Origin of the sequence: Paenibacillus sp. FSL R7-0302 (assembly GCF_038006885.1) — a bacterium.
Classification (GTDB): Bacteria; Bacillota; Bacilli; order Paenibacillales; family Paenibacillaceae; genus Paenibacillus_AQ.
In genome coordinates, this window is record NZ_JBBOWB010000001.1 from 5,022,411 (window position 1) to 5,048,242 (window position 25,832).

The 25,832-nt window shown below is 52.4% G+C and carries 21 protein-coding genes; 5 read left to right on the forward strand and 16 right to left on the reverse strand.

Annotated elements, in window-relative coordinates:
* Positions 1 to 25 precede the first annotated feature (25 nt).
* The 3 genes from MKY96_RS21585 to MKY96_RS21595 form a co-directional block, all read right to left on the reverse strand.
* Positions 26 to 3,295, reverse strand: a complete 3,270-nt coding sequence (locus MKY96_RS21585; protein ID WP_340943167.1) for a DEAD/DEAH box helicase — start codon at positions 3,293 to 3,295, stop codon at positions 26 to 28.
* A 179-nt stretch (positions 3,296 to 3,474) separates the two neighbouring features.
* Positions 3,475 to 4,284, reverse strand: coding sequence for a protein phosphatase 2C domain-containing protein (locus MKY96_RS21590; protein WP_340943168.1), 810 nt, complete (start codon positions 4,282 to 4,284; stop codon positions 3,475 to 3,477).
* Between the two features lie 68 nt (positions 4,285 to 4,352).
* On the reverse strand, positions 4,353 to 4,877 hold the full coding sequence (locus MKY96_RS21595) for a hypothetical protein (RefSeq protein WP_340943169.1): 525 nt from the start codon (positions 4,875 to 4,877) through the stop codon (positions 4,353 to 4,355).
* A 274-nt stretch (positions 4,878 to 5,151) separates the two neighbouring features.
* Here MKY96_RS21595 and MKY96_RS21600 point away from each other — a divergent pair, with 274 nt between their 5' ends.
* Positions 5,152 to 5,796 (forward strand): CPBP family intramembrane glutamic endopeptidase, encoded by a 645-nt coding sequence (locus MKY96_RS21600; protein WP_340943170.1) that lies wholly within the window; start codon positions 5,152 to 5,154, stop codon positions 5,794 to 5,796.
* Here the strand turns inward: MKY96_RS21600 and MKY96_RS21605 are convergent.
* Complete coding sequence (locus MKY96_RS21605) at positions 5,771 to 6,400, reverse strand: YfbR-like 5'-deoxynucleotidase (RefSeq protein ID WP_036691104.1); 630 nt, start codon at positions 6,398 to 6,400, stop codon at positions 5,771 to 5,773. The two genes, MKY96_RS21600 and MKY96_RS21605, sit on opposite strands and share 26 nt — an antisense overlap.
* A gap of 298 nt (positions 6,401 to 6,698) precedes the next feature.
* Here MKY96_RS21605 and MKY96_RS21610 point away from each other — a divergent pair, with 298 nt between their 5' ends.
* Positions 6,699 to 6,917, forward strand: coding sequence for a PspC domain-containing protein (locus MKY96_RS21610; RefSeq protein ID WP_340943172.1), 219 nt, complete (start codon positions 6,699 to 6,701; stop codon positions 6,915 to 6,917).
* Between the two features lie 62 nt (positions 6,918 to 6,979).
* Complete coding sequence (locus tag MKY96_RS21615) at positions 6,980 to 7,645, forward strand: PspA/IM30 family protein (RefSeq protein ID WP_340943173.1); 666 nt, start codon at positions 6,980 to 6,982, stop codon at positions 7,643 to 7,645.
* Between the two features lie 108 nt (positions 7,646 to 7,753).
* On the opposite strand, the gene MKY96_RS21620 is transcribed toward MKY96_RS21615, so the two are convergent.
* The 7 genes from MKY96_RS21620 to MKY96_RS21650 form a co-directional block, all read right to left on the reverse strand.
* Positions 7,754 to 9,382, reverse strand: coding sequence for a glycoside hydrolase family 13 protein (locus MKY96_RS21620; RefSeq protein ID WP_340943175.1), 1,629 nt, complete (start codon positions 9,380 to 9,382; stop codon positions 7,754 to 7,756).
* A 5-nt stretch (positions 9,383 to 9,387) separates the two neighbouring features.
* Positions 9,388 to 11,127 (reverse strand): glycoside hydrolase family 66 protein, encoded by a 1,740-nt coding sequence (locus MKY96_RS21625; protein WP_340943176.1) that lies wholly within the window; start codon positions 11,125 to 11,127, stop codon positions 9,388 to 9,390.
* A 24-nt stretch (positions 11,128 to 11,151) separates the two neighbouring features.
* Positions 11,152 to 12,726 carry an ABC transporter substrate-binding protein gene (locus tag MKY96_RS21630; protein WP_340943178.1) on the reverse strand — a complete coding sequence of 525 codons (1,575 nt, stop codon included), beginning with the start codon at positions 12,724 to 12,726 and terminating at the stop codon, positions 11,152 to 11,154.
* 83 nt (positions 12,727 to 12,809) lie between these two features.
* Positions 12,810 to 13,688, reverse strand: a complete 879-nt coding sequence (locus tag MKY96_RS21635) for a carbohydrate ABC transporter permease (protein ID WP_340943180.1) — start codon at positions 13,686 to 13,688, stop codon at positions 12,810 to 12,812.
* Between the two features lie 12 nt (positions 13,689 to 13,700).
* Positions 13,701 to 14,630, reverse strand: coding sequence for an ABC transporter permease (locus MKY96_RS21640; protein WP_340943181.1), 930 nt, complete (start codon positions 14,628 to 14,630; stop codon positions 13,701 to 13,703).
* Positions 14,631 to 14,705: 75 nt separating this feature from the next.
* Positions 14,706 to 16,331 (reverse strand): helix-turn-helix domain-containing protein, encoded by a 1,626-nt coding sequence (locus tag MKY96_RS21645; protein WP_340943183.1) that lies wholly within the window; start codon positions 16,329 to 16,331, stop codon positions 14,706 to 14,708.
* A 3-nt stretch (positions 16,332 to 16,334) separates the two neighbouring features.
* On the reverse strand, positions 16,335 to 18,089 hold the full coding sequence (locus tag MKY96_RS21650) for a sensor histidine kinase (protein ID WP_340943184.1): 1,755 nt from the start codon (positions 18,087 to 18,089) through the stop codon (positions 16,335 to 16,337).
* 261 nt (positions 18,090 to 18,350) lie between these two features.
* On the opposite strand from MKY96_RS21650, the gene MKY96_RS21655 reads away from it, so the two are divergent.
* Together MKY96_RS21655 and MKY96_RS21660 are read left to right on the forward strand one after the other, a co-directional pair.
* The gene (locus MKY96_RS21655; RefSeq protein ID WP_340943185.1) at positions 18,351 to 19,355 is read left to right on the forward strand and encodes a LacI family DNA-binding transcriptional regulator; all 1,005 of its coding nucleotides are present in this window, start codon (positions 18,351 to 18,353) and stop codon (positions 19,353 to 19,355) included.
* A gap of 233 nt (positions 19,356 to 19,588) precedes the next feature.
* Positions 19,589 to 20,131, forward strand: coding sequence for a hypothetical protein (locus MKY96_RS21660; RefSeq protein ID WP_340943187.1), 543 nt, complete (start codon positions 19,589 to 19,591; stop codon positions 20,129 to 20,131).
* Between the two features lie 68 nt (positions 20,132 to 20,199).
* On the opposite strand, the gene MKY96_RS21665 is transcribed toward MKY96_RS21660, so the two are convergent.
* From MKY96_RS21665 to MKY96_RS21685, 5 genes are all read right to left on the reverse strand, one after another.
* Positions 20,200 to 21,537 carry an LLM class flavin-dependent oxidoreductase gene (locus MKY96_RS21665; protein WP_340943189.1) on the reverse strand — a complete coding sequence of 446 codons (1,338 nt, stop codon included), beginning with the start codon at positions 21,535 to 21,537 and terminating at the stop codon, positions 20,200 to 20,202.
* Positions 21,538 to 21,591: 54 nt separating this feature from the next.
* The gene (locus tag MKY96_RS21670) at positions 21,592 to 22,092 is read right to left on the reverse strand and encodes a DinB family protein (protein ID WP_340943191.1); all 501 of its coding nucleotides are present in this window, start codon (positions 22,090 to 22,092) and stop codon (positions 21,592 to 21,594) included.
* A gap of 324 nt (positions 22,093 to 22,416) precedes the next feature.
* Entirely contained in the window at positions 22,417 to 23,601 is a 1,185-nt protein-coding gene (solA, locus tag MKY96_RS21675; RefSeq protein ID WP_445671494.1) for an N-methyl-L-tryptophan oxidase, read from the reverse strand.
* Positions 23,558 to 24,766: an amidohydrolase gene (locus MKY96_RS21680; protein WP_340943192.1), complete on the reverse strand. Its 1,209-nt coding sequence runs from the start codon at positions 24,764 to 24,766 to the stop codon at positions 23,558 to 23,560. Before MKY96_RS21680 ends, solA begins: the two co-directional genes overlap by 44 nt.
* A gap of 41 nt (positions 24,767 to 24,807) precedes the next feature.
* Positions 24,808 to 25,824, reverse strand: coding sequence for an LLM class flavin-dependent oxidoreductase (locus MKY96_RS21685; RefSeq protein WP_340943194.1), 1,017 nt, complete (start codon positions 25,822 to 25,824; stop codon positions 24,808 to 24,810).
* Between the last annotated feature and the right edge of the window lie 8 nt (positions 25,825 to 25,832).

Consider the following 25,832-nt stretch of genomic DNA (forward strand, 5'->3'; position numbering starts at 1 on the left):
TACGGGGAAAATAGGTACGGGCCTCCTACACCCGGAGCAACTCGCGGATATCCTCTTCCGACAGCCGGGTCGTCTTGTTCTCGCCAGCTTCGATGATCTCTTCGATGAGACCTTTCTTGCGTTGCTGCAGCTCCAGCATCTTCTCCTCAATGGAGCCTTCGGTGATCAGCCGGATCACCTGGACCACATTCCGTTGCCCCATCCGGTGTGCACGGCCGATGGCTTGCTCCTCGACTGCCGGATTCCACCACAGATCATATAGAATCACCGTGTCCGCTCCAGTCAGATTCAGCCCCGTTCCACCCGCCTTAAGCGAGATCAGGAACACTTCCCCTTCACCTTCGTTGAAAAGCCTGCACAACTCCACCCGCTCCTTGCCCGGCGTCGAGCCATCCAGATACAAGGGCTGAACTCCCGCTTCTTCCAGGCGCTGCCGGATCAGCGCTAACATACTGGAGAATTGCGAGAACACCAGCATTCTGCGGCCGGAATCACGGCATTCCTGCACAATCTCCAGCAATTGCTCCAGCTTGCCGGAGCCGCCCGCATAATCCTCAAGGAACAGCGACGGATGGCAGCAGATTTGCCGCAGGCGGGTGATTCCGGCTAGAATCTTCATCCGGCTCTTGTGGAATCCGTCCGCAAGCAGATCCTGTTCGGTATCGTCACGGAGCCTCGATAAGTATGCGAGATATACCTGTTTCTGCTCGTCCAGCAGCTCTGTGTGCTGTACAGTATCAATGCGGTCTGGCAGCTCCTCCAGAACCTCTTTTTTGAGCCGCCGCAGAATAAAGGGGGACACGATGCTGGCGATACGTCCGGCGGGCAGCTCCTTGAAGGTCAATCGTCCGGTGAACAGCGCCGGGAAGACTGTGCTGAAAATAGCTTCCAGCTCATCCACCGAATTCTCAATCGGTGTGCCCGTCAGAGCGAATTTCCGTGCAGCCTTAAGCGATTTAACCGCTTGGGCCGTCTGGGAAGCTGAATTTTTGATCGCCTGGGCTTCATCCAGAATTAGAGCATGAAAGGTTGTGCCGGCATACAGCTCAATATCCCTGCGGAGAAGAGGGTAAGAGGTAATAATCACATCTGCTTCTTCCATGGCCTTACTCTCCAGCAGTCCACTGCGCTCCTCTTTCTGACCTGCCGCCACCAGTACGTTGACTGCTGGTGCAAACCGGGCAAACTCATGGCTCCAGTTATACGTTAAGGAAGCCGGACACAGTATCAGCACCGGAGCTCTCCCTTGTACCTTAGGCGGCATCTCAGCCAGCTCGGAGGTGATATAAGCAATGCTCTGAATGGTCTTGCCGAGGCCCATATCATCTGCCAGAATTCCGCCGAACCTGAACTTGGACAACGTCTTCATCCACTGGAAGCCTCGAGCCTGATAATCCCGGAGAACCGGCTTCAGCTCAGCGGGCAGCTCGAATTCCAGACTGTCCGGTTCCCGCAGCTGGTCCAGGAATTCCCGGAGCGACTTGCCCCACTTTGTATGCTTGAAGCCATGGCCCCGCTCTGGAAGCTGAAGAGCTTGTACGGAGGGCAGGCGGATTACCGAGTGTTTAAGATCCTTTTGCCTAAGATTCAGCCGTTCGGCAACGGTGCCGAATTCGCTGAAGCTGTCTATGGCAATGGGCAGAAAAGCCCCGCTGCGCAGGCGGACATACTTCCTTTTCTCCACAATCGCCTGCATGACCCGAACAGTCTCCTCCTCATTCAAGCCTTCCAGCTCAAAAGAGATATCCAACCAATCCAGACCTTCGCTCAGCTCCGCTTTCACTTTGGGGTAAGCTTTACGCTCCAGCACAAGTCTCTGAACAGCCGGGGTGACAAACAGCTCGGCAACCTCTTCCAAAACCGGCACAAGCTCATATAACGCCTCATAGATGACCGGTTCACTTACGGAAACCCAGTGCTGCCGTTCCCGTCTAAGTGGAGAGTTGTCCAGAATATCAACGATCTTATTTTCCCGCTGCATATTTCGGATCAGGATTTTCTGCTTGCGCGCTTCATCCACGCTATTCTCTTCCAGCGGATTGATCACAATCTCCTCATAATGAAATTCCAGCCGAAACGTTAAGGTGCCGTCCGCATAATCCAGATACAGCTTAGCCTGCAGTTCAGGCTCCACAATTCGCTCGCTTACTGCCTGTTCCACACTTACTTTCCCCAGCTTTCTTAAGGCTGGCAGCACCTGCTGCACGACCGCTTCGATTTGTCCGGGAGCCACTGCAATGTCGCTGGAGGCCGTGAACTGCTGCTGCAGCAGTGCAATTGTACGGAGCGCTGCTCTGTCCACATCATAGATCAGCCCATCCATAATTAGAGTAGAATAGTCCTCAAGCAAGGTAAGTTTATCCATATTCGCAGCCGTCAGAACATAATCCTTCTTCTTTCCTTGGCCGATCGAGAATTCAAGCGGCGGGACTTGGCCCGCAAGAACAGCAGGAACCTCCGGGTGCCCCACACTTCTTAGTGTAATATTCACTTCTGGCAGAAGCGGCTTAAGCTTGTCCCAGGCCAGCGGAGTGACCTTCAGCGTTCTCCCGTCAGTCTCAGGGGGGTTATAATAGCTGTTCGGGCTGGGTTTAAGTAATTTCTCAGAGTTTTTGAGTAAAAGCATGACCTCCAGGAATTCCCGGTCGGCAGCGCCTATCTGCTGCTGCTCCGCATCAAATGTGAACTTGCTGGTAAAATACAGCGGCTTCCGCTGCTCCAGATGCTCAAGGAATTGTCCCAGTTTCGTCACAACATACCGGTGTTTATAGCCCACCCGCATTTCAAGCGTAAATCCTCTGGGCTGCTGGTACAGCGTGCTTAAGATGAACTCAAACTGCAATTGTTCTTCATGCTCAAACAGAGGAGCTTTCTCTCTATTCATAGCAGGTTTCATCTCGGCAAGTGAGGAAATCAACAGATCCATCTGGTTATATTTGCGTTTATCTTTGCTTTTGGAGGCAACGGAGGCAGAGCCCGGCTTCTGCACTTCGCTACCTGCCGGTTTCTTGATCTGCAGTGCGTGTATGGCCATGAGTGTTGCCGCCACATGCTTACAGCAGTCATAGTTCTCATAGGCGGGACAAGTACAGTGGGCTTCTGGCTCTCCATTCAAGTTATAATAAAAGTCGATCTGCACGCGATACGCTCTGCTTCCCTTTACCTGGGCGGTATAGCGGTTATTCTCCGCATCCAAAACCAGCTTGCTTACCCGCCCCGAATTATAATAAGATCGTCCGCGCTTATAAAAGGTATCCCCGCAGATATCCTTGATATCTTCTAATGTAAAATCCATCTTCATCACCTGCTTTGTATCTAAGTTGATCTTTACTACATTATATAATAGACATCACTTTAGAAAATGGGCAAACTTATCCGGCTCATGCCGAATGTCCTATGCCAGCCCATCCACAGAAAACTCTTGGTACAGGTTCTTCTCAGCCTCATCCAGGTGTTGCAAAACGAAAATAACCCTCAATCACTCGGCATCGCAGCTTCTCTACTATTATAGTAGCACCAGGCCACCACCGTTGCGCTATCCCGCCCAAGCTGTTCATGCACCCCCGCCAATACTCCCGCCACACATTCCTCCAGATCCTCTCTACCCGTAAAAGCTTCATACAGCCTGCGCGGGTCCTCCAGCAGTCTTTCCCCCACCTCCAGCAGACCATCCGTGGTCATCACGATGATGTTGCGGCCCTGCCGCAGCTCGCGGATGCCGGAGGAGTAACAGGCCACAGGCTGGGCGAAGGTGTTGACGAAGCCGATCCACTCGAAGTAATTACGCTGACCTAGCGCATATTGCCCGCGTGCCGCCAGCTCGGGATGCAGCAGATAGAGCGAATTATCCCCCACCGAGAACCACCAGAGATAATTCTCCATCCGGACACAGATCAGGCATGCGGTCTCCCCTGTTACCTGCCTACACTGGCTGAGAAATGCCTCAGACTGGAAAATCGCCAGCAAAAAAGACTCCAGCGCCCGGAACGCCTGCTGGACCGGCAGCGCCAGCAGTCTGATGATTCCACCTGCCTCACCGTTGATCGTGCGAACCAGCAGTTCAGCACTTTCTGCAGTATTGTGCGCATCCAGGAGCATCGCGAACTCCCAGCCCCCGCCCGGCTCGCTTAATACATATACCCCATCTTCATTTTTATTGGCACCTGCCGCAGTGTTTCCTCCGTACCGGCCAATAACCATACTCTTATATGCAGATGTAGTGGGTTGATCCAAATACATCTCATTACTGCCTACCCAGCTAAATTGTTCCCTTGTCTGTCCCATCCGGCTCCTCCTGTCCCGTCTATACTCTATGTTTCTTCTATTATACTCGAACGGCTACTCCCGCGACTTCATTCAGAGTCCCGCTCCATAACCTCTATCCGCTCCCGGTTGATCCTGTAGAGTCTGTCCTCCGGTCCCGGGTTCAGGCTGTCGCTCGCTGTCAGGAATCTTCTATCAGTGTCCCGCAGAATATACACTCCGCTTAGAAGCTCTCCTCCAACCAGCTTAATGTTCATTCTCGCAGGCAGGTAGTAATTCACCGCGCACCAGCTATACAGAGGCCGCAGCAGCAGCTTCCCGATTACGAAATACAATACAGCCATAATCAGTAGCACCCCATACACCACCGGCCGGTCCTGGCCATAGACAAAAAAGAGTATATCAAACTGATTCGTCATGTTAAGGTTATAGGTAAAGATCAGCTTGCTCATCAGCAGCATACCGAACAGCAGGTAGAAGCTGACGCCAAGCAAAACGTGGATCAGCAAGATCCAGGGCCGGAAGGGTAAGCGCTTCCTGTCCGCTTTTGAAGACAAGTAGTATGTAACGAGCAGTCCCGCTGCAACAAGCGAGATCAGCAGCAGATTATTCATGGGATGAAGGACGTACATAAGCAAGCCGTTCAAAGCAGCAAAGATCAGAATATCCGCCAGTATGGCTTTAGTCCGCTCCCGGAGGCTACCCGATTGAAGCTGTACGTGGGACCCGCCCTGTAAGAAGTCGACAGCCCATACGATCAGGAACAGAACGCTGAACCAGACTAATGCAGTAGAAATTGGTATAAGATTAAAATATTGCAACAGAAATACACCATCCTTATTTTTCCTTTATCATAACACTTTCACCATCTCAGGAGGATTAACATTCATGCTATTACTGAAGTTATGCGTTATTGCTGTACTGCTGTCTTTTTCCTACCGGATCATCGAGCGGGTTCTCGGGCTGATCGCTAAAACACAGGTGCGGTATACAATCTATTATTGGGGAGCCGCCATGATTGCCGGAAGCGTTCTCTGGAGTGGCAGCTATACGTTTGGCATGCCGCATCAGGTGATGAGAGTGCTTCCGCTGTTCCTTATCATACTGCTTGTGAACCTGATCATCTCCCGGTCCTCCGGTTATAATCCAGTGGGTACTTATAATACAGTCAACTTCGTGCTGTGCTTCCCGATCTTTGAAGAGATTGCCTTCCGGGGGCTGGTTCTGCCCATTCTCGCGCAGCATCCGGGTCTTGGGCAACTCCATGCCACGGGAATCATCGATGTCAGCGGCGCTATTCTCCTTACTGCGTTCCTGTTCGCCGTCTCCCATTTGCAGTATTACCGGCTGAACCGCGAGAGTATCCGGTTTATGCTGTTCGCGCTGAGCGGAGGGATCTTCTTCGGGCTGTTCGCGCAGGTGACGGAGTCGCTAGTGCTGACCATTGTGCTGCATATTGCATTTAACGGATCGGCTGTCTGGCATCAAAAAAAGAGCCACAGCTCATCTACAGAGCCAGCGCCTCTTCCGTAATCTGTCTGATATCAATCGGAGACAGCGTCTCCTCGTTCACCATATCCGGCAGAATCTCTGCCAGGAAGTAATCCACGCACTTGAGGTCAATATGCTTGATCTTGATCAGCGCATTGCGGTACATGACCACGAATTCCTTCTCCGTGTTCCCTCTTTGCAGCTCGGCGAAGGCCTCATACACCTGATCCATCTTATCTGCAACCTCCAGGATCAGTCCCTCCAGCGACTCATCCTTACCCTCGCGCAGCTGCTGGTAGAAGATGCTTTTGAATTCGTCCGGAATATGCTCCTTGATGAAGTTGTCGATCATGCCCTCCTCCACCTGCTGGATCAGTGATCTGAGCTGGAGTGAGGAGTGCTTCACCGGCGTTTTGATATCCCCGATAAAAATCTCTCCGTAATCATGGCTGCTCGTAATCTCGTACAGCTTCTTCCAGTCGATCACCGCGCCGTGCTTCTCTTCAATGTCGGCCAGCGTCTTCGCATATTGCACGACCTTCCAGGAATGGGCCGCTACGCTGTGCTCCTCGAATTTGAATTTGCCCGGGCAGCGGATGATGCGCTCCAGCTCATTCAGTGACCGGAAATACTTGTGAATTCCCATGAGGCTAGTCCTCCCGTATGTTAGTTAGGCTGCGCTAGAGTTCAGTCTAATCCTCCAGTGTTAACCCCGGATGAACCTCAGCACCCCATTGTGTAAAATCCGCACGGCTGCGCGCATCTAAAGTGTTTTCCCGGCCTCTCCCCGTCCTATTGCGGTCCCCATCCCCGACTAAGGTCGGGAATCAAGAACAGTCTGCAGGCCGTTTTGCCAAGATGAATAATTACGTACAATACATACATAGACAACGGAAATGAACACGCCACACCGGCGGTCATCTAATATGAGAGGAAGATATATTATGACAAAAAAATTAACCCGCTCCGTAACAGACAAGAAACTCACCGGCTTATGTGGAGGGCTGGCACGCTACTTGGGCGTTGATGCGACCCTCGTAAGATTGATTGTTGCTGTCGCTACGATATTCAGCTTCGGCACTGTAGTCTTTCTGTATATCATCGGCAGCCTAATTGTTCCCCAGGAATCCTACGGCGGATTCGATGACGGCTTCAACTACTAATTCCTTCTATTAAATTCTTGCGTCATACCTTAACCAACCCACATAAAAAGGAGATCATTATAATGAGCATATTCCAAAGAATCACAACATTAACCAAGGCCGCTATTCACGAAGGACTGAACAAACTGGAAGATCCAATCCTGCTGACCGGGCAATACCTGCGGGACCTGGAGGACAAGATCGCTAATGCCGAAAGCAAACAGCGTGAACTCAAGGCAGCAGCCAGTGTGCTGGAGCGCCGGATCTACGAATACAAGGTGCTCGCAGAGCGCAGTGAAGCGGAAGCAGTACAGTTCATGAGCGAGGGCAATGAACCTGCTGCCCGCCTGGCGGTAATGGCTAAGCTCCGCTACACGGAGAGCGGACAGGAATGCACCGCCGGACTTCAAGAGACGCAGGCAGCGCTTGCCTCGCTGGAGGTACAGCTTGCCGGTGTTAAGGAAGAACATACGCGCCTCAAAGCCAAAAGAGCCGAGCTGGCTGAACGTGCCCGCAAGGCCGCGGAGATCAAGCAAGCAGCCCAGGCTTACAGCACTGCTTCTCCGGCAGGCTATCCCGGCCAGGTGCTGAATAACGGCACAGCCTCACGCGGATTCGAGCGGATGGAAGACAAGATCGCTATGCAGGAAGCAATGGCCGAGCAAGCGGGGCTGGCCGCAGCGGCTCATGAATCTTCCATCAATAGCGCGGTGGAAGCCGAGCTGGAACGCCTCCGCAACCGCAAATAAGCTGACGGTGTAAGCTCAGCAATAACAAAAAGGATGCCACCCTTTTTACCAGGGAGGCATCCTTTTGATGCAATGAACTTTGTTCCAAATAGGCCTAGACAGGTTAGCTTAAGCAAGTATGACAGCAAAAGCTTCATAAGGCCGTAATTGCAGCTGCTTGAAATCCACATCATCTCTGGAATAGTTGCCGATAATGAATCCGGCGTGACCCAGCTCCGGTAATTCCAGTGTGGTGGGCTCCCCGCTGAAGTTGGCCGTTACCAGCCAGGTCTGTCCTTCATAGCGGCGGAAGTACATGAACACTTGATCCGGCACGCCGGTCATCAGTTCGAACTCGCCCCATACCACAATCGGGTTGTGCTTCCGCAGTTCAATCAGCTTACGGTAGCAATGGAACACCGAATCCGGGTCCTTCAGACTTGCCTCCATATTAATTTCCTCATAATTCGGATGTACAGGCAGCCATGGCTCTCCGGTTGTAAATCCTCCGTTACGCGTAGCATCCCACTGCATCGGAGTCCGGGCGTTATCTCTCCCCTTTGCATTAATGGAATGAATGATAGCTTCCTTGGCATATCCTTGCCCGATCCGTTCATGATACATATTGATGGCCTCAATATCCTGCGCTTCGCTGATATCCTCAATCGGATAATTGGTCATTCCGAGCTCCTCGCCCTGATAAATGTAAGGCGTACCCTTCATCAGGTGAAGGAGTATGGCGAACATTTTGGCGCTCTGCACACGGTACTGCTTATCGTTGCCCCAGCGCGATACAATTCTCGGCAAATCATGATTGTTCCAGAACAGGCTGTTCCAGCCCTCGTTCCCCAGCTCGGTCTGCCATTTCGCCAGCACCTGCTTCAATTCGCTTACATCCAGAGGCTTCAGATCCCACTTCTCTCCCCCGCCCTGCTGATCCAGACCGATGTGCTCGAACTGGAACACCATCGACAGCTCCTTGCGGTCCGGGTTGGAATAAAGCTTGGCTACTTCCGGAGTCACCCCCCAGGTCTCTCCCACCGTTAGAACATCATGCGCTCCGAAGGTCTCCCGGTTCATCTCCTGCAGATATTCATGCAGCTTCGGACCATTCCCTGTGATCTCCTGATCGGGGATTTTGCCGACCAGATCAATGACGTCCATGCGGAATCCGCCGACGCCCTTATCCAGCCAAAAATTCATCATGTCCCATACCTCTTGACGGACCTTGGGGTTCTCCCAGTTCAGATCCGGCTGCCGGCGGCTGAACAAATGCAGATAATACTGCCCGCTTGCTTCGTCAAGCTCCCAGGCCGATCCGCTGAAGGTTGAACGCAGGGAGTTGGGAACGCCGCCATTAACCGGATCACGCCAGATATAGTAGTCACGGTACGGGTTATCCTTTCCTTTGCGGGCTTCAATGAACCACGGGTGCTCATCCGAGGTATGGTTAACGACCAGGTCCATTATCATCCGGATATTGCGCTGCTTGGCTTGCTCGATTAACTCATCCATGTCATCCATCGTTCCGAATTCGTTCATAATATCCTGGTAATCGCTGATATCATAGCCGTTATCGTCATTGGGTGACTTGTATACGGGACTTAGCCAGATTGCGGTAATGCCAAGCTGCTCCAGATAGTCCAGCCTGCTGATAATCCCCCGGAGATCGCCGATTCCATCCCCGTCGCTGTCCTGAAAGCTTCGGGGATAGATCTGATATATTACAGCTGTCTGCCACCATTTCGTATTATTCAAGCCATTCACTCCTGTAAGCTAAATTTAACTACAACCATGGACCAGATCCGCAGGGACGGCAAAGTGAATCTGGCCGCAAGTCCTTGCCCGTGAGGAACTACCTCGTAATCCAGGACAATCACTTCCTGGGCCTGATCATCCGGGCTGGCCGTATAAATGCATTCAATCGGCTGTTCGATCAGCAATGTGCACACCACATCATTTTGAGCTTCAGGCCGCTGTTTCTTACCATGCTCCCAATAATCATCTTCAAGCCCGGCAAGATTAATCAGCTGCAGGATCTGATAGCCCGGCTTGCGCTTAATGATCGTCCAGACAGAGTCAATATCTCCGTTCGGTGCAAAAGGGACATTGCCCTCGAAGGTAATCTCGGTATTAACCCCGGCGGTATAGGTATAAGACACATCTTCCAATTGCGCATCATGGATCAGCACACCAAAACGAACGATGAAATCATAGTAGCGTCTGACCTCGGTGGCAAATTCAGGCCGCATCACTGCATAATCGGGATAGTAGGGCATCGTCAGCATTCCATGATCCTCACCCAGCAAGAGGTGATATCCCCCGCTGGCGAATATGGAGGCCATCGTCAGCAGCGCCCCGTTCTCCGCCCATTCCTTGTCATGTCCGGCTTCCGGGTAGAAGGAGGGCAGATAGGCGGAGAGGATCACCGGCTTGTGCGGGTCGAGTGAACGCGCATGATCAATCAGCCCTTTGAGCTCCCGCAACCGGACTACCGGCGGCCAGACTTCAATATAAAGCGCCTCCTGATCCGACGAGGCCGTCTTATTTATAGGGTAATTACCCACATTATTGAAAATAACCCCGGCCTCTGCCTTAATTTCCTTCACAGCCGCCTGGGTCCGGTTAATCAGAGCCCGATAACATTCCGCCAAATCGACCAGCTCTTCTTTTCCAGCGATCCGGCGTACGGCTTTCTTGGGAAAGCCGTATTGGTCCATATGAATTCCGTCGAATCCGGCCTGTACGGCCTGACGGAATTGTTCAACAATATGATCGGTCCAAGGCGAATCCGGTGTAATATCCATAATATAGAACAGATCTATTAAGTGAAACGGATCTCCCTGGCGGTTGTACAATCCCCATTCCGGACGCGCCTGCAGGAAGTCCTTAAGACTTGCATATACCGCTCCATAGGCCATGGCAGCCATCCCCTTATCGTGTACGGCTGCGACTTTTTCACGGACCACCTTATAGGACATCGTCCGGCCCATCGGATCGGTAAATTCATCCTCTGCCGGAACCAGCTCATCATGGCGGTACATCCAGTCATAGAACTGTATGACATTCAAGTGGAACTTGTTCATGCTGTCAACGTCACGCGCATCTCCGGATTCTTCATTCCGAAAATCGCTTAAAAATCCATACCTCGGCGCCCGGCTCCAGTGATCGGCAATATCGTATGAGGTATAAGCGGTTGACACTACAGCTTCATTGCACAGAACTGCAGCCTTAACCCCGTAACCCGCCCACTCCGTAGCTTCAGTGAACAAGGGAACGGGTACGCTCTGTCTCACGCCTGGTTCCGTACTGATGTTAAGTCTTTCTTCAGCAACCTGCTGCTCCAGCTTGCAGAAGCCGATAATCAGTTGCAGAACCGCCTTCTCCCGGGTCTCCACTTCAATGATGATACTGCCAGATTGACCGGTTTTGTACTGGGCCTGATCAGGATATATATCTATATGCGTTAATACGCCATTGTCCATATGAATACTCCATTCCATGTAGATTGAGCTTAGTCATTTCGCTTATTTCTTGCCTGTTTCAGCCAGCCAGGCATCCAGCTGCTTTTGCACTTCCGCGAGTACTTTGTCTGCTCCCGCCGCTTTTTGTTTTTCCAGCATTTTAGGCAGAGACTCCTCCGGATCGAGCTGACCGGACTTCAGACCGTCAACAAAGGTTTTGTTGGCGTTGTCGATCGAGATCAATTCATTTTTTACCGGCTCCGGATCGAAGACAAATCCGAAGATCCGGGAAGGATTAGAGGATACCAGTTCGTTGAACTTCTCGTAGTTCTTATATTTATTCGGATCTTCGCCTACACGGGTATAGTTGAGCATTTGATTGCCGAGCTGCCACATAATATCATGGTAGTAGCCGACATTATCTGTCGTTTTGCCTTCCGGCAGCGCAATTTGCCCGTCTTGGAGCACATAATGGGTGCCTTCAATCCCGAAGTTGAACAGGGTCAGCAATTTCTTGTCCTTGTAGAACAGGTTAAGCAGCATCATGACACGTTCCGGATCGCCAGAGCTTTTTGCAATCGCATACATGGTTGCTGTCATCTTCCCTGTCTGCAAACGGTCAATATTAAGCGGAATTTGCAGCATCTCACGGCCCGCTTTAATCGAACCATTGGGTGATACGGCTGCTGTGCCGATCTCCATATCCGCGATAATATCCATGTCTGAGACAAAGGCGAAGCCCTTACCCGCTTGAATCTTCTTCCAGGCGTCCAGACCAGGTGTCAGTGCATCCTTGTTAATGTATCCTGCCTTGTACCACTTGTTGGTAAGCTTGGCAAGCTCCAGATACCGCGGAGTCGAGTAGGAATTGATGACGGTATAATCATCTGCCGCTGTTCCCACGGTGTTAATCGCTGCAATACTCACAATAGAATCCAGATTCGTGGATGAATAGTACGCTTCGAGAGGAAAGCTCGGTGCCACCAGAGGCGTAATCCCCGGTTCGTTCTCCTTGATGGTCTGAAGCATGGGCTCCAGATCCTCGACTTTACCGGACTTCAGTGCAGTCAGATCGAAGTTGTACTTGTCTACAAGCTCTTTATTTAAATAAACCCCTTGCGCACCGCCCAGCTCCTGGTGGGTATGAATACCGTACAGCTTGCCGCCGCGCTTAGCCGGCCCGTGATAGTCCTTCTCCACAGCTTCGATGTCCGGGCCGTATTTAGCGAGCAGATCATCCAGCGGCAGCAAGCCCCCTTTGGTCACCTGCTGCTGAAATCCGAGCCAATCCGCTGTAAACAGCAGGTCCATTTTGTCGCCGGAGGCCATCATCAGGTTCGTTTTATCACTCCAGGCGCCCCAGTCGATGGGATTCAGCTTGACCGTCATGTTCATGTCCGGATAGGTCTGTGCCAGATAATCATTCATCGCATCCTGTACCCGCTGATTATCGTTTTGCGGCGCATCGGGGAATACCATGACCACTTCGTAAGGCTTCAATTCGGAGCTGGCAGTGCCTCCCGGCTGGGCTGTGCCCGCCGGTGAATTGGCAGCATTATTCCCGCCGCAGCCGATTACTAGGGCTGAAGTCAGCACAAGCGATGTCAATACAACAGAACTCTTTTTCAACCACTTCATAAATAGTAGACCTCCCTGGAATCCTTCTGTATTCTTCCTCATCCTTCTGAACTTGCTTATACTAATCCAGCATTATACTGGGATCAGCCTTTCACAGCGCCTACGGTAAGGCCTTTGACGAAATACTTCTGCAGGAAAGGGAATACCAGCACCAGCGGTCCGATTGCAATCATCGCCATCGCCATCCGGATGGATTCAAGCGGCGTTGTGACCTGTGCGGTTGAGCTGTAAGCCTTATTGGCAATCGTCTGCAGGAACGAAGCGTTCATTAAGGTTTTGGTCAACAGATATTGCAGCGAGAACAGCTTCTCATTCTGGATGAAGACCAGGCTTGTAAACCAGTCGTTCCAGTAGGATACGGTGGTGAACAACCCGATTGTGGCCATTACAGGCAAGGACAGCGGCAGAATAATGCTAAAGTAGGTCCGGAATTCACCTGCCCCGTCGATCTGAGAGGAATCAATCAGGGAAGGCGGTATGCTGTTCGTGAAGAAGGTCCGCATGATGATCACGTTGAAGCCGCCGATCAGACCCGGAATGATAAGCGCCATCAGCGTATCCTGAACATGCAGGAACCGGGTGTAGACCAGATACCAGGGCAGCAAGCCGCCGGAGAACAGCATCGTGATCAGGATGTAGAAGCTTAAAGCACCCCTGAGCGGAAACTCTTTCCGCGATAATGCATAGGCCATGGCCGAAGTCACAAACAGACTGACGACAACTCCAATCAGTGTTACCGAAGCAGAGACACCGTAGGCCCGCAATATTTTCCCGGCATCTTCCAATAAATACTGATAAGCGACAAGACTGAATTTACCGGGCCAGAAGCTGTATCCATTCGCAGTTACCCAGTCTTCGTCGGCGACCGAGATCATAAAGATAAGCCAGAACGGGATCAGGCAGGCAAGGCTGAACAAGGACAGGACAATAAGGATAAAGGGATTCGTTCGTTTTTTCTCCATGATGTTCTCCTTCTAGAACAAAGCATTTTCTTTGCTGAATTTACGGACGGCCAGGTTGACGGTAATGACAAGTGTAAAGCCAACTACCGATTGCAGCAGCCCTGCCGAGGAGGCGAGTCCCGTATCACCGGTAACCATTAACGCCCTGTATACATAGGTATCGATAACATCCGTTGTCTCTTTGATCATACCGGAGGCCATGGTTGCCTGATAAAACAGACCGAAGTCAGCGTTGAAAATCCGGCCGATCGCCAGCAGTGTCATGATGATAATGATCGGCGCAATCAGCGGAATCGTAATTTTCGTCATTTGCTTCCAACGTGTGGCCCCGTCAATGACGGCCGCTTCATAATATTCAGAGTCGATCCCGACAATGGCTGCCAGATAGACAACGGCCGAGTACCCCACACCCTTCCAGGTGTTGACAAGGGTCAGGATATAAGGCCAATGCTCTGCTTCCGCATACCAGTTTCTAGGATCAATTCCGAAGGGCTCCAGAATGAATTTATTAATAAATCCCAGCTCCGGATTCAGAAATCCATACACGATATAGCCGACAATGACCATGGAGATGAAATTGGGCAGGATTACTGTGCTCTGAAAGAACTTGGAGGCAAGCTTATTCTTGACCTCGTTAAGGAGAAGGGCCAGCATCACAGCGAGTATCGTATTGATGATCAGGAAGCTAAGGTTGTACAGCAAGGTATTCCTGATGATCAGCCAGGCGTCGTTCGAAGCAAACAGAAACTTGAAGTTGTCCAGTCCGATCCATTTGCTGCCCCAGATTCCTGCCGTATAATTCAGGTCCTTGAAGGCCAGGAAAATACCGAACATGGGCAGGTAGTTATTGATCAGCATCAGCAGCACACCAGGCAGTGCCAGCACGACCAAGGCCCTGTACTTCCATATGCTTTTCCATTTTGAGTTGATTTCCGAAGCCATAGTTCCACACCTTCTTATTGGGTTATGGCTTCATTATAAGGAGTGGCCTGCAGCTGCTCTGCCGTTTTTATAACCTTAATCTATTCGTTTTGTGACATTGCGGTATTCCTGGGGATTGACGTCGAACTGCTTGCGGAACATTTTGGTGAAATGTGAAAAATTGCTGTAGCCCACCTGCTGCGCGATCGCGCTGACCGGCATATCCGTGGTGTCCAGAAGCTCGCGGGTGCGGTTCATCTTCACCGAAATCAGGAAATCAATAAGATTCTGGCCGGTCTCTTTCTTGAACAGCCTGGAGAGATAAGCCGGGTTCAAGCCCACATAGTCAGCGACACTGGCCCTGGAGATCTCCTCCTCCACATGCTGCTGGATGTAGCGGATGGAACGCTCAATCACACCGCCTTTCTCCTGCCGCTCGAATTCCGCTTCCATGACCGCCGATACGATTCCTTCAGCCCAATGCCTGTATTGAAGCAGTCCCCGGATCCGGGCGGTTGTCCAGTCTGTAAACAGGGCGATGCTTCCCGCATTGATTCCTCTTACCTGGAGGAAGCGGTAGATAATCTGCAGGGTATCCTGATGCAGGGCATCCAGATGTCTTCCCTGAAAGCAAGGATTGGCTTCCAGCTTCGCTGTCAGATGATGAATGAACTGCACAGCGGACTCACGTTTGCCGTTCAGCATATAAGAGATCAGATCATCCAGCAGGATATCCTCCGAATTAGAATTGGCGGACAGCATCTGGTCCTGCGGTAAGTATACGAGCACGGATTGGGTCCGGGAGATATTGTCACGCTCCATAGTCTTTAGACTTTCACACATTCCCGGCAGCTCCTGAAGGGGTTTGAACGAGCCGACATAGCAGGTTACAATGCTGTTGAACAACTCCCGGCAAGCTTGGATAAAACGTTTACCTATGGCCGTGAGCTGCTGAAGGCTAATCTTCTTAGCCGCAGGTTCTCCCTCCACACCTCCGGCATACAGCAGAATGAACAAAACCCCGCTCTTATCGGTGATGGCCTCCCCCGGAAGCTCTTCTGTAAAACATTCCTCCGCCGCTTTCTTCACCGCATATTCCATGATTTCCTGATCACGCGGGCTGAGCGGTTTGGACCACTCCTCAATACTGATCAGAACCGGGAGCACCTGATCGTCAGGATTTAACCCTACCCCCGCACCCGCCAGCTCCCGGTCAAAGAAATCCCCGAACGACAGGATGCTGCGGGACAACAAATTCTGCCAGAAGCGCTCTACCCGCTTCGGCTTCTCCTGCTGCCACAGATTCAGATACTTATGATACATCTGGTTGTAGGACTCATACTCTTCCTTCTCACGGATGGCCGCCATCATCCCCGATACAGCTGACAACAGCTCCTCTGTGTCAACAGGCTTCAGCAAGTAATCAAAGCTCCCGAGGTTAACGGCTTTCCTGGCATAGGAGAATTCGGAATGACAGGTCAGAAATATCGATTCCGTCCAGGGAGAGTGCTCTCTCACCCAGCCAACCAGTGAAAGTCCGTCTTCATCCGGCATCTCAATATCGCAAATCAGCAATTCTATTCTCTGATCATTCAGCAGCTCCCTGGCCTTGTCGGCCCTGTTCGCCGTCAAGACCTCTTCAATCCCATACGCCTTCCAGTCGCAGCAGTAGAGCAGCCCCTCCACCGCGAATTGTTCATCATCTACAATCAATAATCGCATGGCTCAACGTTCTCCTTCTGTATATTCAATAGGCAGGCTAAGCCGCACACGGAATCCGGACGGCTGATTGCCGCTGAAGTGAATTCCGGCTCTCCCTTGATAGATCATCGCCAGCCTTTGCTTCACATTCCAGATCCCGATATGCCCTTCATCTGTGGCCGGGTTGTAATCCGGCGAATTCAGCTCCTGCAGCTTCTCTGCACTGCTGCCTTTTCCGTTATCCGCGACTTCAATGATCATTGTACCGGCCGCTTCTTCTGAGAGACCCGCCGAAATCTCCAGATGAAAGATCTCTGCCTTCAGACTCATGCCGTGAAGCATGGCATTTTCTACAAAGGGCTGTACGATTAAGGACGGTATGGAGGCGCGGCTAAGCTCTTCGGCAACCGTGATCTGAAACTCAAACGACTGCTGGTAGCGCATCTTTTGAATTTCCAGGTAATTGCGGAGATGTTCAAGCTCTTGTCCCAAAGTAATGCGGTTATCCTTGACCTGAAGCATAAAGCGGAAATACTGCACCATATGCCGTACTGTCTTTTTGACCAATTCGAAACGCTTCAGATCAGCAAGCTGAAAAATAATATTGAGCGTATTCAGGAAGAAATGCGGATTAATTTGCATTTGCAAATGCTTCATTTCTGCCTTCTGCGCATGAATCCGTTCCTCATAGACATCAATTTTCAGATCCTGGATTTCCACAACCATGCTATTAAATGCCTGATTCAGCGCCTGAAACTCCACCAGGTTCGAATCGGGAAGCTTGGTTTCCATGGCGCCGTTGCGGATCCGGTGGATGCCGCTGAGCAAATCCAGAATCGGGCGGATGACCATACGGCGGAAATAATATAAGTAGACCAGTAAAATGAGCAAAATAATAAAGGGCAGCACATTAATAATCATCTGGAAGGCATTGAGTCCCTGGAGCAGCTCGGAGGCGGGAATGACCACAGACAGGTTGATTCCCAATGCGGAGGACTGGCTGGACACCACAAACCACTTCAGGCCATCATGGGTAAACGAAAAGGAAGAATTCAGATTCATTTTCTCACCCGGCAGCTTGAAGTCGTAGCCCATGGATGCTGAAGGACTTGTTAAGATATTCCCTTCATTATCCACAATCAGCACATCACCGCCCGATTGCAGGTTGAGATTGCCCAGCGGTGAGCGCATGGAGTCGATCCGGATCAACGCGCCGATACAAGCGGTATGGCCCAGATTATTGCTGACGGTCCGGTTTAAATAATAATCTCCGGCAATGTTAACGATTGACCACTTGTACTGAAGCGTCTCCAGATGTTCTTCATGTTGAACCTGTGCCGTAATCCACCCCCGTATCTGGTCCATATCCTCCTCTGTCGTTCCTAATACATTGGATAGGGTTAAGGTATCATTAACACCGGAGTACAGATAGAACATGTCCACGCTATGGTAATAGGCCTGGTAGGCCTGATTTCTCTGCATAATCCCCATGCGGGCAAAATAATATTCAGACTCTGTCAGCCCCGGCTGATTCAATTGAAGGAAATTCACATCATGATCGACAATATCGACCAGATTAATCGTAATGTCCTCCAGGCTTCTCTCCATCATCTTAAGATTGGAGTTGACCAGATTCTGATAGGATCTGGATACCTGATCGAGTACAATTCCCTTGGCATAATATCCCCCGGCAAAAAGAACGGAGAGGAGCGGAATCGTTATTGCAGCAGACAGTTGAATCAGTCTTGCGCCCAGCGAGTTCTTCCTGTTTTTCACCATGCATCCTTTCTACAACAGAACTTAAGATTGAGTTACCTCAGTATACTGATATGTTTAAGTAAACGTTTACTCAAATGTGTAAAGTCCAGCTCTTTAAGTGTGATTTCATACGTCAACGTAAACTTTCACCTAAAGGTATCCTGTTTATTTTTCCTTGTCAACGCTTAATTCCCCCGAAATATTAATTTCAATTGACAAAGAAAAAGCAAGGCCTTATATTTTCAGTAAACGTTTACTGCTAAGCAGCAGGCAGGAGAGTCCATGAATCCCACAATTAAAGATGTTGCCCAAAAGGCGAACGTATCCATTGCCACCGTCTCACGGGTTCTGCATAACTTAGGCGGATATTCAGATCAAACGAAACAAAAGGTAGATCAGACCATCAAAGAGCTGCAATATCAGCCGAACGCTATCGCCCGCGGACTGATTAACAAGCGCACCCAAACCATCGGCGTATTATTTCCTGATGTGTCAAGCACCTTCTCCTCCGATCTGCTCCACGGAATCGGCGAATTCGTCCATGACCGCAATTACAGTGTGATGGTCTGTAATACCGATCAGGACGGCAAACGTACGCTGAAGTATTTGCAGCTTCTGCGCGAGAAGCAGGTGGACGGGATTATTTTTTCCAGTGAAGTGCTCAAGCAAGAGTATTACGACATGCTGGGAAGCATGAAGGTTCCAGTAGTGTTGGTCTCTTCCCAGACGGATTATGCCAATGTACCTTATGTGAAGGTCGATGATTATCAGGCGGCCTATGACGCTGTCCATTATCTGATCACCAAAGGCCACCGCAGCATCGGCATGATCAGCGGAACCAAGGGCGATCCCATCGCCGGAACTCCACGGGTCGAGGGATACCGTAAAGTGCTGGAAGCACACGGAATTCCCTTTGATAGCCGTTACCTCGTGTATGGAGACTTTTCCTACGACAGCGGCTGCAGGGCTATGGAAGCCATATTACGGAGAACGCCTGAGGTTACTGCTGTCTTCGCGGCCAGTGACGAAATGGCGATTGGTGCTCTTTCGGTCGTTACGAAGCATGGAATGAACGTGCCTGAGGATATCTCCATCATGGGATACGACGATCTCCGGTTAGCCCGGATGGTCAATCCGCCCTTGACTACCGTTCGCCAGCCGCTGTATGACATTGGAATGCTCGCTTCAGAGAAGCTGATCGGCATGATTGAAACGGGGGAGCCTGCGGAGAGTCTAATCTGTGCCCACTCCATTGTGGAAAGACAAACCGTACGGGCAATTACCTGAACAGGGGCGCATAACCGTTCTTCCTGAATCCAAAAAGGTTGCTCCTAACGCCATATTGGCAGAAGGAACAACCTTTTTCTGTGCTATTGCTATTTTAAATTGTATCCCCTTTCAAGGATGTCCTAAATTGCATCGACCTAGAAGAGATATGTTTTTACCATTATTTGTAACTTTGCCTGGGCATTCGCATAGATATATTCTATAACTTATTTCAATGCCAAGGAGCGATTCTGTTGGAAAATCAAATGCTGTCCCCGCAAACCTGCAATTTAGAGACTATTGGCCTGCCGCCGCAGTCAAATCCCACCCCGCCGTTCATCCCGATTCCCCCGACTCCTGAAACCTTGTGTACAAACACCTGGGTGTATATTTGGACCAACACCAATGTGGGAAATCTCTGGGTTTATGTTCAGCGGGTCATTCAAGGCAAACGAAATACATTAACCGGCTGCGCCTTGTTCCAGGATTGGAGCGGCAGGCACTATTATCAACAAATCACCGTGGACTTGGCTTATATTACGATGTATGTATGCCATTCGCCGGCGTCTGACTCCATGGGGCTTTCCCCTGACAGCGCATCTTCAGGAGCATTACCATCCGGTAAATCCTTAGTCAAGCTATGCCTGTACCAACAGTTCCCGGTAGGCAATTTCGTCTATGAACTTACTCCGCTCAATACAACATGTCCAACACGGCCTTGGGATGAACGGATTCTTAAGGGCTCCATTATTATCCCTTACGATCCTGCGATACCGGTTACGGGAGAGTTCAAATAAATGCACTATAAGCGGGAGCAAGTTCTTGGCTGGAAAGAGCGCCAAGAACTTGTTTCCTTGTCTAAGAATCACTGCTGCCCGGCCGGTTCAGAGACCTTGGTGTAGCGGTTCTCCGGAACCGGCAAGCCGAGGTTGCCCCGCAGGGTATCGCTTTCGTATTCGGTGCGGAACAGCCCGCGCTCCTGCAGAATCGGAACCACCTGATCCACGAATTCCTCCAGCCCGTTCGGTACAGCAGCAGCCAGCATGAAGCCGTCAGCTGCCCCGCCCTCGAACCAGGCCTGAAGCTGATCAGCCACCTGCTCCGGCGTCCCGATGAAGCTGCTGCGCGGCGTTGCCGATTGCAGGGCAACCTGCCGCAGAGTCAGGCCCTGCTCTCTGGCATCCTTTTTGATTTTGTCCGTGCCGCTCTGGAAGCTGTTTCGGCCCAGATCACCGACATCTGGGAACGGCTCATCCAGCGGATACTGCGAGAAATCATGATGCTCGAAGAAGCGGCCCAGATAGTTCAGCGCATTCTCAATCGTTACCAGTCCGGCCACCTCCTGATATTTGCGCTCCGCCTCCTCCGGGGTGGCCCCGAGAATCGGTGCGATGCCCGGGAAGATCAGCACTTCATCAGGATTGCGCCCGAAGGAGGCTACCCGGCTTTTCACATCCTTATAGAATTCCTGCGCGGACTCCAGCGAGTCATGACCCGTGAAGATGGCATCCGCCACGCTGGAGGCATAATCCTTGCCGACTTCAGAGGAACCTGCCTGGAAAATAACCGGCTGCCCCTGCTTCGAGCGGGCGATATTGAGCGGTCCCTTCACCGAGAAGAATTCACCCTGGTGATCGAGCGTATGCATTTTCTGCGGATCAAAGAAGACCCCCGTGTCCTTATTGCGGACAAACGCATCATCTTCCCAGGAATCCCACAGCCCGCGTGCCACCTCCAGGTATTCGGCGGCAATACGGTACCGTTTGCCATGGTCCGGATGCTCCTGCTTGCTGTAATTGAGCGCGGAGCCTTCGAGCGGAGAAGTCACCACATTCCAGCCGGCCCGTCCGCCGCTGATGACATCCAGGGAGCCGAATTGCCGGGCCACCGTGAACGGTTCACTGTAAGAGGTAGATAAAGTACCTACCAGACCAATCCGGCTGCTGACCGCCGCCAATGCACTAAGAATGGTCAGCGGCTCGAAACGGTTCAGGAAATGAGGAATGGACTTCTCATTGATGAACAGACCGTCTGCAATGAAGATCAGGTCCAGCTTGCCTTCCTCCGCTTTGCGTACCCATTCCTTGTATAGCTCAAAGTTCACACTGGCATCGGGCTTCGCATCGGGATGGCGCCACATGGAGGTGCTTCCTCCCACTCCGTGCAATAGAGCTCCCAGCTTCAACTGTCTTGATTTCGTCATGTTCATTCCTCCTCGAATTGGTATTCAGACCGCCCGCTTCCTCAAGAAATATCCTTATAGAGCCGCTTGCTGTGAAGCTTGAGCAGCTTGATTAGCCTGTACTCCCTGCTTTACCCGTTCAATCTGGGCCAGATGATTCTGCACATGGGCAGAGAAGCTGCGGACAATATCGGTAATCCGCACCGGCTCGCCTTTGAAGTTAATCCCGCTTTTCTCCCATTCTGCGGGACTCAGCCTTCCCAGCAGCAGACTGTTATAATGCAGCAGGCTGCGGAACAGCTCCAGGCTGTCTGCGGCCTTCCCCTGATTGCTATGCTGTCCGCTGACCCAGGCATCCTGATTGAACGCCGGGAGCTGAACCTTCGTATCCGCCAGAATATCGCGGATGCGGAAGGAGACCACAATGCTGTGATCCGCCAGATGGGCCAGTACCTCGGTCACGCTCCAGCTTGTCGGCTCCGCCTTCCACCTTAATTGCTCTTCTGATAGCCCCTCTATCGCCCGCACCAATTGCTCATGTGTATTCAAGTAGCCCGTTAGCTCCACACTGCTCATTGCGATTCCCTCCAGTATAGGTTTTGATTACCGTTGTTCAAGCCACTATGTTTAATTGCACTTTGTACATCTAAAACGTCTAATTTACAACCCGTCATCTGTTTAAATGTAGTTCGTACAACTAAAAATCCATTTGCTTCTGATATTCAACCATTCGGGCAGATTTAGTTGTACAGACTACAGTTATACGATACATGTACGCCTTTTCGCTGTTTTTAAGTGTACATTCTACAACTATCCCCGAATGAGTGTCCGTTACGCCTAACCATATGAAGGGGGGGGACGCTCCACTTCCTCGGTCCTCCAGATATCATCGCACACCCTCTATGATTTCAAATCGGATGCACTGCTATTGAAGCGCGACAATGCAAATGGAGCTATATTCTGCCCGGTATGTCCCCCGGCAGCCAGATCCGCGAGAATCTCGCCAACCGCGCTGGAGAATTTGAAGCCATGGCCCGAGAAGCCTCCGGCCAGCAGCACATTGCTATAGACCGGATGGCGGTCAATAATGAAATCCTCATCCGGCGTATGCTCATATTTACAGACAGAGCCCTTAAGCAGCTTCCCGGCTGCGCCGGGCATATAAGCTTCGAGCACACGGCGAAGGTCGCCTTCATCACTCTCCAGGCTGCCGAAGGGTGCCAACGGTTCACCGGGCCTCCATTCTTCGCCTGTATCATGGCGGCCGATCTTCAGTCCTGCCCCGCCTATGCTGGGGAAGCCGTAGAATCCGCCATCCTCTGAACCAAGCGTGAAGCCGGGGAATCTCCCGGCATCGAAATCCGGCGTACTCCCAAACCAGCCTACTACCTTGCGTACCGCCTTAATCGGCAAGTTAACGAAGGGCGACAATGAACTGAACCAGGCCCCGGCACTAAGAACAGCAGCCGCTCCATGGTAATCGCCATTCTTCGTATGGACCGTGACACTGCCTTCGCGGGCAGTCACCTTCAGCACGGGTGTATTCGTCAGCAGCTCCGCACCGTGAGCCAGCGCAAGCTGCCGGTAAGCGGTAATGCACCGCTCACTATAGAGGTAACCGGCATCCGGCTCATACATAGCCTCGAAGGATTCCGGGAGGTTCAGGGCTGGCCAGCGGCGGCGGATTTCCGCCGCATCCAGCTGTTCGGTCCGCACCTTCCGCTTCTGCGCTTCCGCATGGCGTCCGGCGAAGGAATACACACGGCTGTCCGCCAGATTGAGCACACCTGACGGAGCCAGCAGCTTGAGGCCGCTCTCTGTCTCCGCCTCTTCCCACAGCACCTGGGCACGGAGCGCCAGGTCAATATAGGCCGGATCTCCGCTGTAGGCGTGCCGGATCAGCCGGGTCTCCCCGTGATGGCTTCCTTCCGTATGCGGCGGATCGAAGGCATCGATCAGCAGTGTCTTCACACCGCGCCGGGCCAGATGGTAGCCGGCGCTCATTCCCATGGAGCCTGCACCGACAATAATAACTTCATAATCAGAACGCTCCGCTATGATCTGCACCCCTTTCCACCGCGAGATATTCAAGCACACGGACGGCCAGACCGCTGAAGAATCCGGCGCCTACCGGCAGCGCCGCTTCGTCCAACTCGAACGCGGGATGGTGCCATTCCCGGCTTCCGGCCGTGCCGGTGAAGACAAACAATCCGGGAACCTCCTGCTGATAGAAGGCGAAGTCCTCCCCGGCTGGTGACGGCACCGGCTGTACAGCGGTATAGCCCAGCTTCGCTGCCGTTTCTTCCCCAAGCCGGGCCAGCAGCGCATCGTTGATGACCGGCGGCGGTCCGCCAATCCAGCGCACGCTGGCTTCAGCTCCAAGCGCAGCGGCCACACCCGTGACCACCTCTTCGAACCGCTTCAGCACCCTGCCTCGCACCGCCCCATCGAAGGAACGGATCGTTCCTTCGAGCACCGCCGTGTCCGGGATGATGTTCCACGAATTGCCGCTGTGGATCTGCGTGACGCTGATTACAGCGCTGCCCAGGCTGCTCACATTCCGGCTGACGATGGATTGCAGCGCCGTTACAATATGCGAGGCAGCTACAATGGGGTCGATCCCGGCCTCCGGCACGGCTGCATGGGAGCCGAAGCCCCGGATACTGACAGCGAAGCCGTCTGCGGCCGCCATCAGCGGACCGGCCTTAATGCCAAGGGTCCCTACCGGCAGATCCGGCTTATTGTGCATTCCGATCACGGCACGGACCTGATCCAGCCCTCCGGCGGCGATGATCTGCTGCGCTCCCTTCGCCTTCTCCTCGGCAGGCTGGAACAGGAAGCGAACCGTTCCGCTCAAGGCGCTTTCCTGCTCCTTGAGCTGATACACAGCTCCAAGCAGCACTGCCGTATGGAAGTCATGCCCGCAGGCATGCATTCTGCCCGGATACAGCGAAGCATAGGGCAGCCCGGTCTCTTCCTGGATCGGCAAGGCATCTATGTCAGCCCGCAGCGCAATCACCGGCCCGCCCTGCTGACCGCCGACCTCGGCAATGACCCCGGTCTTCAGCCCGGAATCTGTAATCTTCACCCCCGCCTGCTTCAGCAGCGATGTGATGTATGCGGTAGTCTCAACCTCTTCCCCTGACAGCTCCGGGTGCCGGTGCAGATGACGCCTGATTTCAACCAGCCGCTCCTTGAACGATAACGAATGTACTTCCTGTGCCGCAGATTCCGTGGCTGAATTTGTCATTAGCGGGCCTCCTTGCTTGTTAATCAGATGTCTTCACTGCGCTATGCCTCCGCCGGCACTTCGGCCAGCGCCTCACTCAGCAGCTCGAAGGAACGCTGCCGCTTCTCGAATGGCTGTATATTCGTAGTGATGATGAACTCATCCACCCCGGAAGCTTCGGCCAACGCCAGCAGCTGCTCACGTACCGTCTCCTTCGTCCCCTTGGTAATCTCAGGCTCCCGCTCCTCCAGCGTGTACGCTTCCTCACTCTGGCGTGTGAACTCCTCGGCCTGCTCCCGGCTGGCCAGCGTCAGGAGCTTGCCGCTGGCGAAACGGATGCGGATCAGCTTATGCGCTCCGGCCAATTCTCCAGCCTCCTCTTCCGTATCGGCCACGATGACAGCCAGCGCGATAATCACCTGCGGCTCCTGCCCGCCGCTTCTATTGAAGCCGCTGCGGTAAGCCCGCACCGCCTCTAGAGCAACAGCCTGATCGCCGCCGATGAACAGGGAGAACACATACGGCAAGCCCAGGCTGGCTGCGATCTCGGCACTGGCGACACTGGCACCAAGTACATGCAGTTCCGGCGGAATGCCGGGGAGCGGGCCTGCCTTCAATCCGTGCAGCGGATGCTCCGCCTCCAGCCGGTTATGCACATATTTGTCCAGCTCCGTGATTTTGTCCGTTAATGAAGCGGCTTCCACGCCTCCCTGCTGCAAGGCCTGTGTGCTGCGCGGCAGACCTCCGGGAGCGCGTCCTACCCCTAAGTCCACCCGTCCCGGGGCCAGCGAAGCCAGCACGTTGAAGTTCTCAGCCACCTTATAGGGGCTGTAATGCTGAAGCATAATTCCGCCGGAGCCGATGCGGATACGCTCCGTCCTGGCCAGCAGGTGCGAGATCAGTACCTCGGGAGAAGACCCGGCTACCTGCTCGGAATCATGATGCTCGGATACCCAGAAGCGGCGGAAGCCGAGGCGTTCCGATAGCTGCGCCAGCCTGATCGTATGTGCAAAAGCCTCTTCCGGTGTCTCCCCCGGATAGATCGGGCTTTGGTCGAGTACGCTGATTGTAATTGCCATAGATATGC

Bases quoted from the DNA above. Each gene is read 5' to 3' on its own strand.
- MKY96_RS21605 (WP_036691104.1), bottom strand. From the start codon at position 6,400: ATGGGAATTCACAAGTATTTCCGGTCACTGAATGAGCTGGAGCGCATC.
- MKY96_RS21625 (WP_340943176.1), bottom strand. From the start codon at position 11,127: ATGGAATGGAGTATTCATATGGACAATGGCGTATTAACGCATATAGAT.
- MKY96_RS21630 (WP_340943178.1), bottom strand. From the start codon at position 12,726: ATGAAGTGGTTGAAAAAGAGTTCTGTTGTATTGACATCGCTTGTGCTG.
- MKY96_RS21635 (WP_340943180.1), bottom strand. From the start codon at position 13,688: ATGGAGAAAAAACGAACGAATCCCTTTATCCTTATTGTCCTGTCCTTG.
- MKY96_RS21665 (WP_340943189.1), bottom strand. From the start codon at position 21,537: ATGACGAAATCAAGACAGTTGAAGCTGGGAGCTCTATTGCACGGAGTG.
- MKY96_RS21650 (WP_340943184.1), bottom strand. From the start codon at position 18,089: ATGGTGAAAAACAGGAAGAACTCGCTGGGCGCAAGACTGATTCAACTG.
- MKY96_RS21645 (WP_340943183.1), bottom strand. From the start codon at position 16,331: ATGCGATTATTGATTGTAGATGATGAACAATTCGCGGTGGAGGGGCTG.
- MKY96_RS21585 (WP_340943167.1), bottom strand. From the start codon at position 3,295: ATGGATTTTACATTAGAAGATATCAAGGATATCTGCGGGGATACCTTT.
- MKY96_RS21610 (WP_340943172.1), top strand. From the start codon at position 6,699: ATGACAAAAAAATTAACCCGCTCCGTAACAGACAAGAAACTCACCGGC.
- MKY96_RS21685 (WP_340943194.1), bottom strand. From the start codon at position 25,824: ATGGCAATTACAATCAGCGTACTCGACCAAAGCCCGATCTATCCGGGG.
- MKY96_RS21670 (WP_340943191.1), bottom strand. From the start codon at position 22,092: ATGAGCAGTGTGGAGCTAACGGGCTACTTGAATACACATGAGCAATTG.
- MKY96_RS21655 (WP_340943185.1), top strand. From the start codon at position 18,351: ATGAATCCCACAATTAAAGATGTTGCCCAAAAGGCGAACGTATCCATT.
- MKY96_RS21680 (WP_340943192.1), bottom strand. From the start codon at position 24,766: ATGACAAATTCAGCCACGGAATCTGCGGCACAGGAAGTACATTCGTTA.
- MKY96_RS21595 (WP_340943169.1), bottom strand. From the start codon at position 4,877: ATGAATAATCTGCTGCTGATCTCGCTTGTTGCAGCGGGACTGCTCGTT.
- MKY96_RS21615 (WP_340943173.1), top strand. From the start codon at position 6,980: ATGAGCATATTCCAAAGAATCACAACATTAACCAAGGCCGCTATTCAC.
- MKY96_RS21640 (WP_340943181.1), bottom strand. From the start codon at position 14,630: ATGGCTTCGGAAATCAACTCAAAATGGAAAAGCATATGGAAGTACAGG.
- MKY96_RS21600 (WP_340943170.1), top strand. From the start codon at position 5,152: ATGCTATTACTGAAGTTATGCGTTATTGCTGTACTGCTGTCTTTTTCC.
- MKY96_RS21590 (WP_340943168.1), bottom strand. From the start codon at position 4,284: ATGGGACAGACAAGGGAACAATTTAGCTGGGTAGGCAGTAATGAGATG.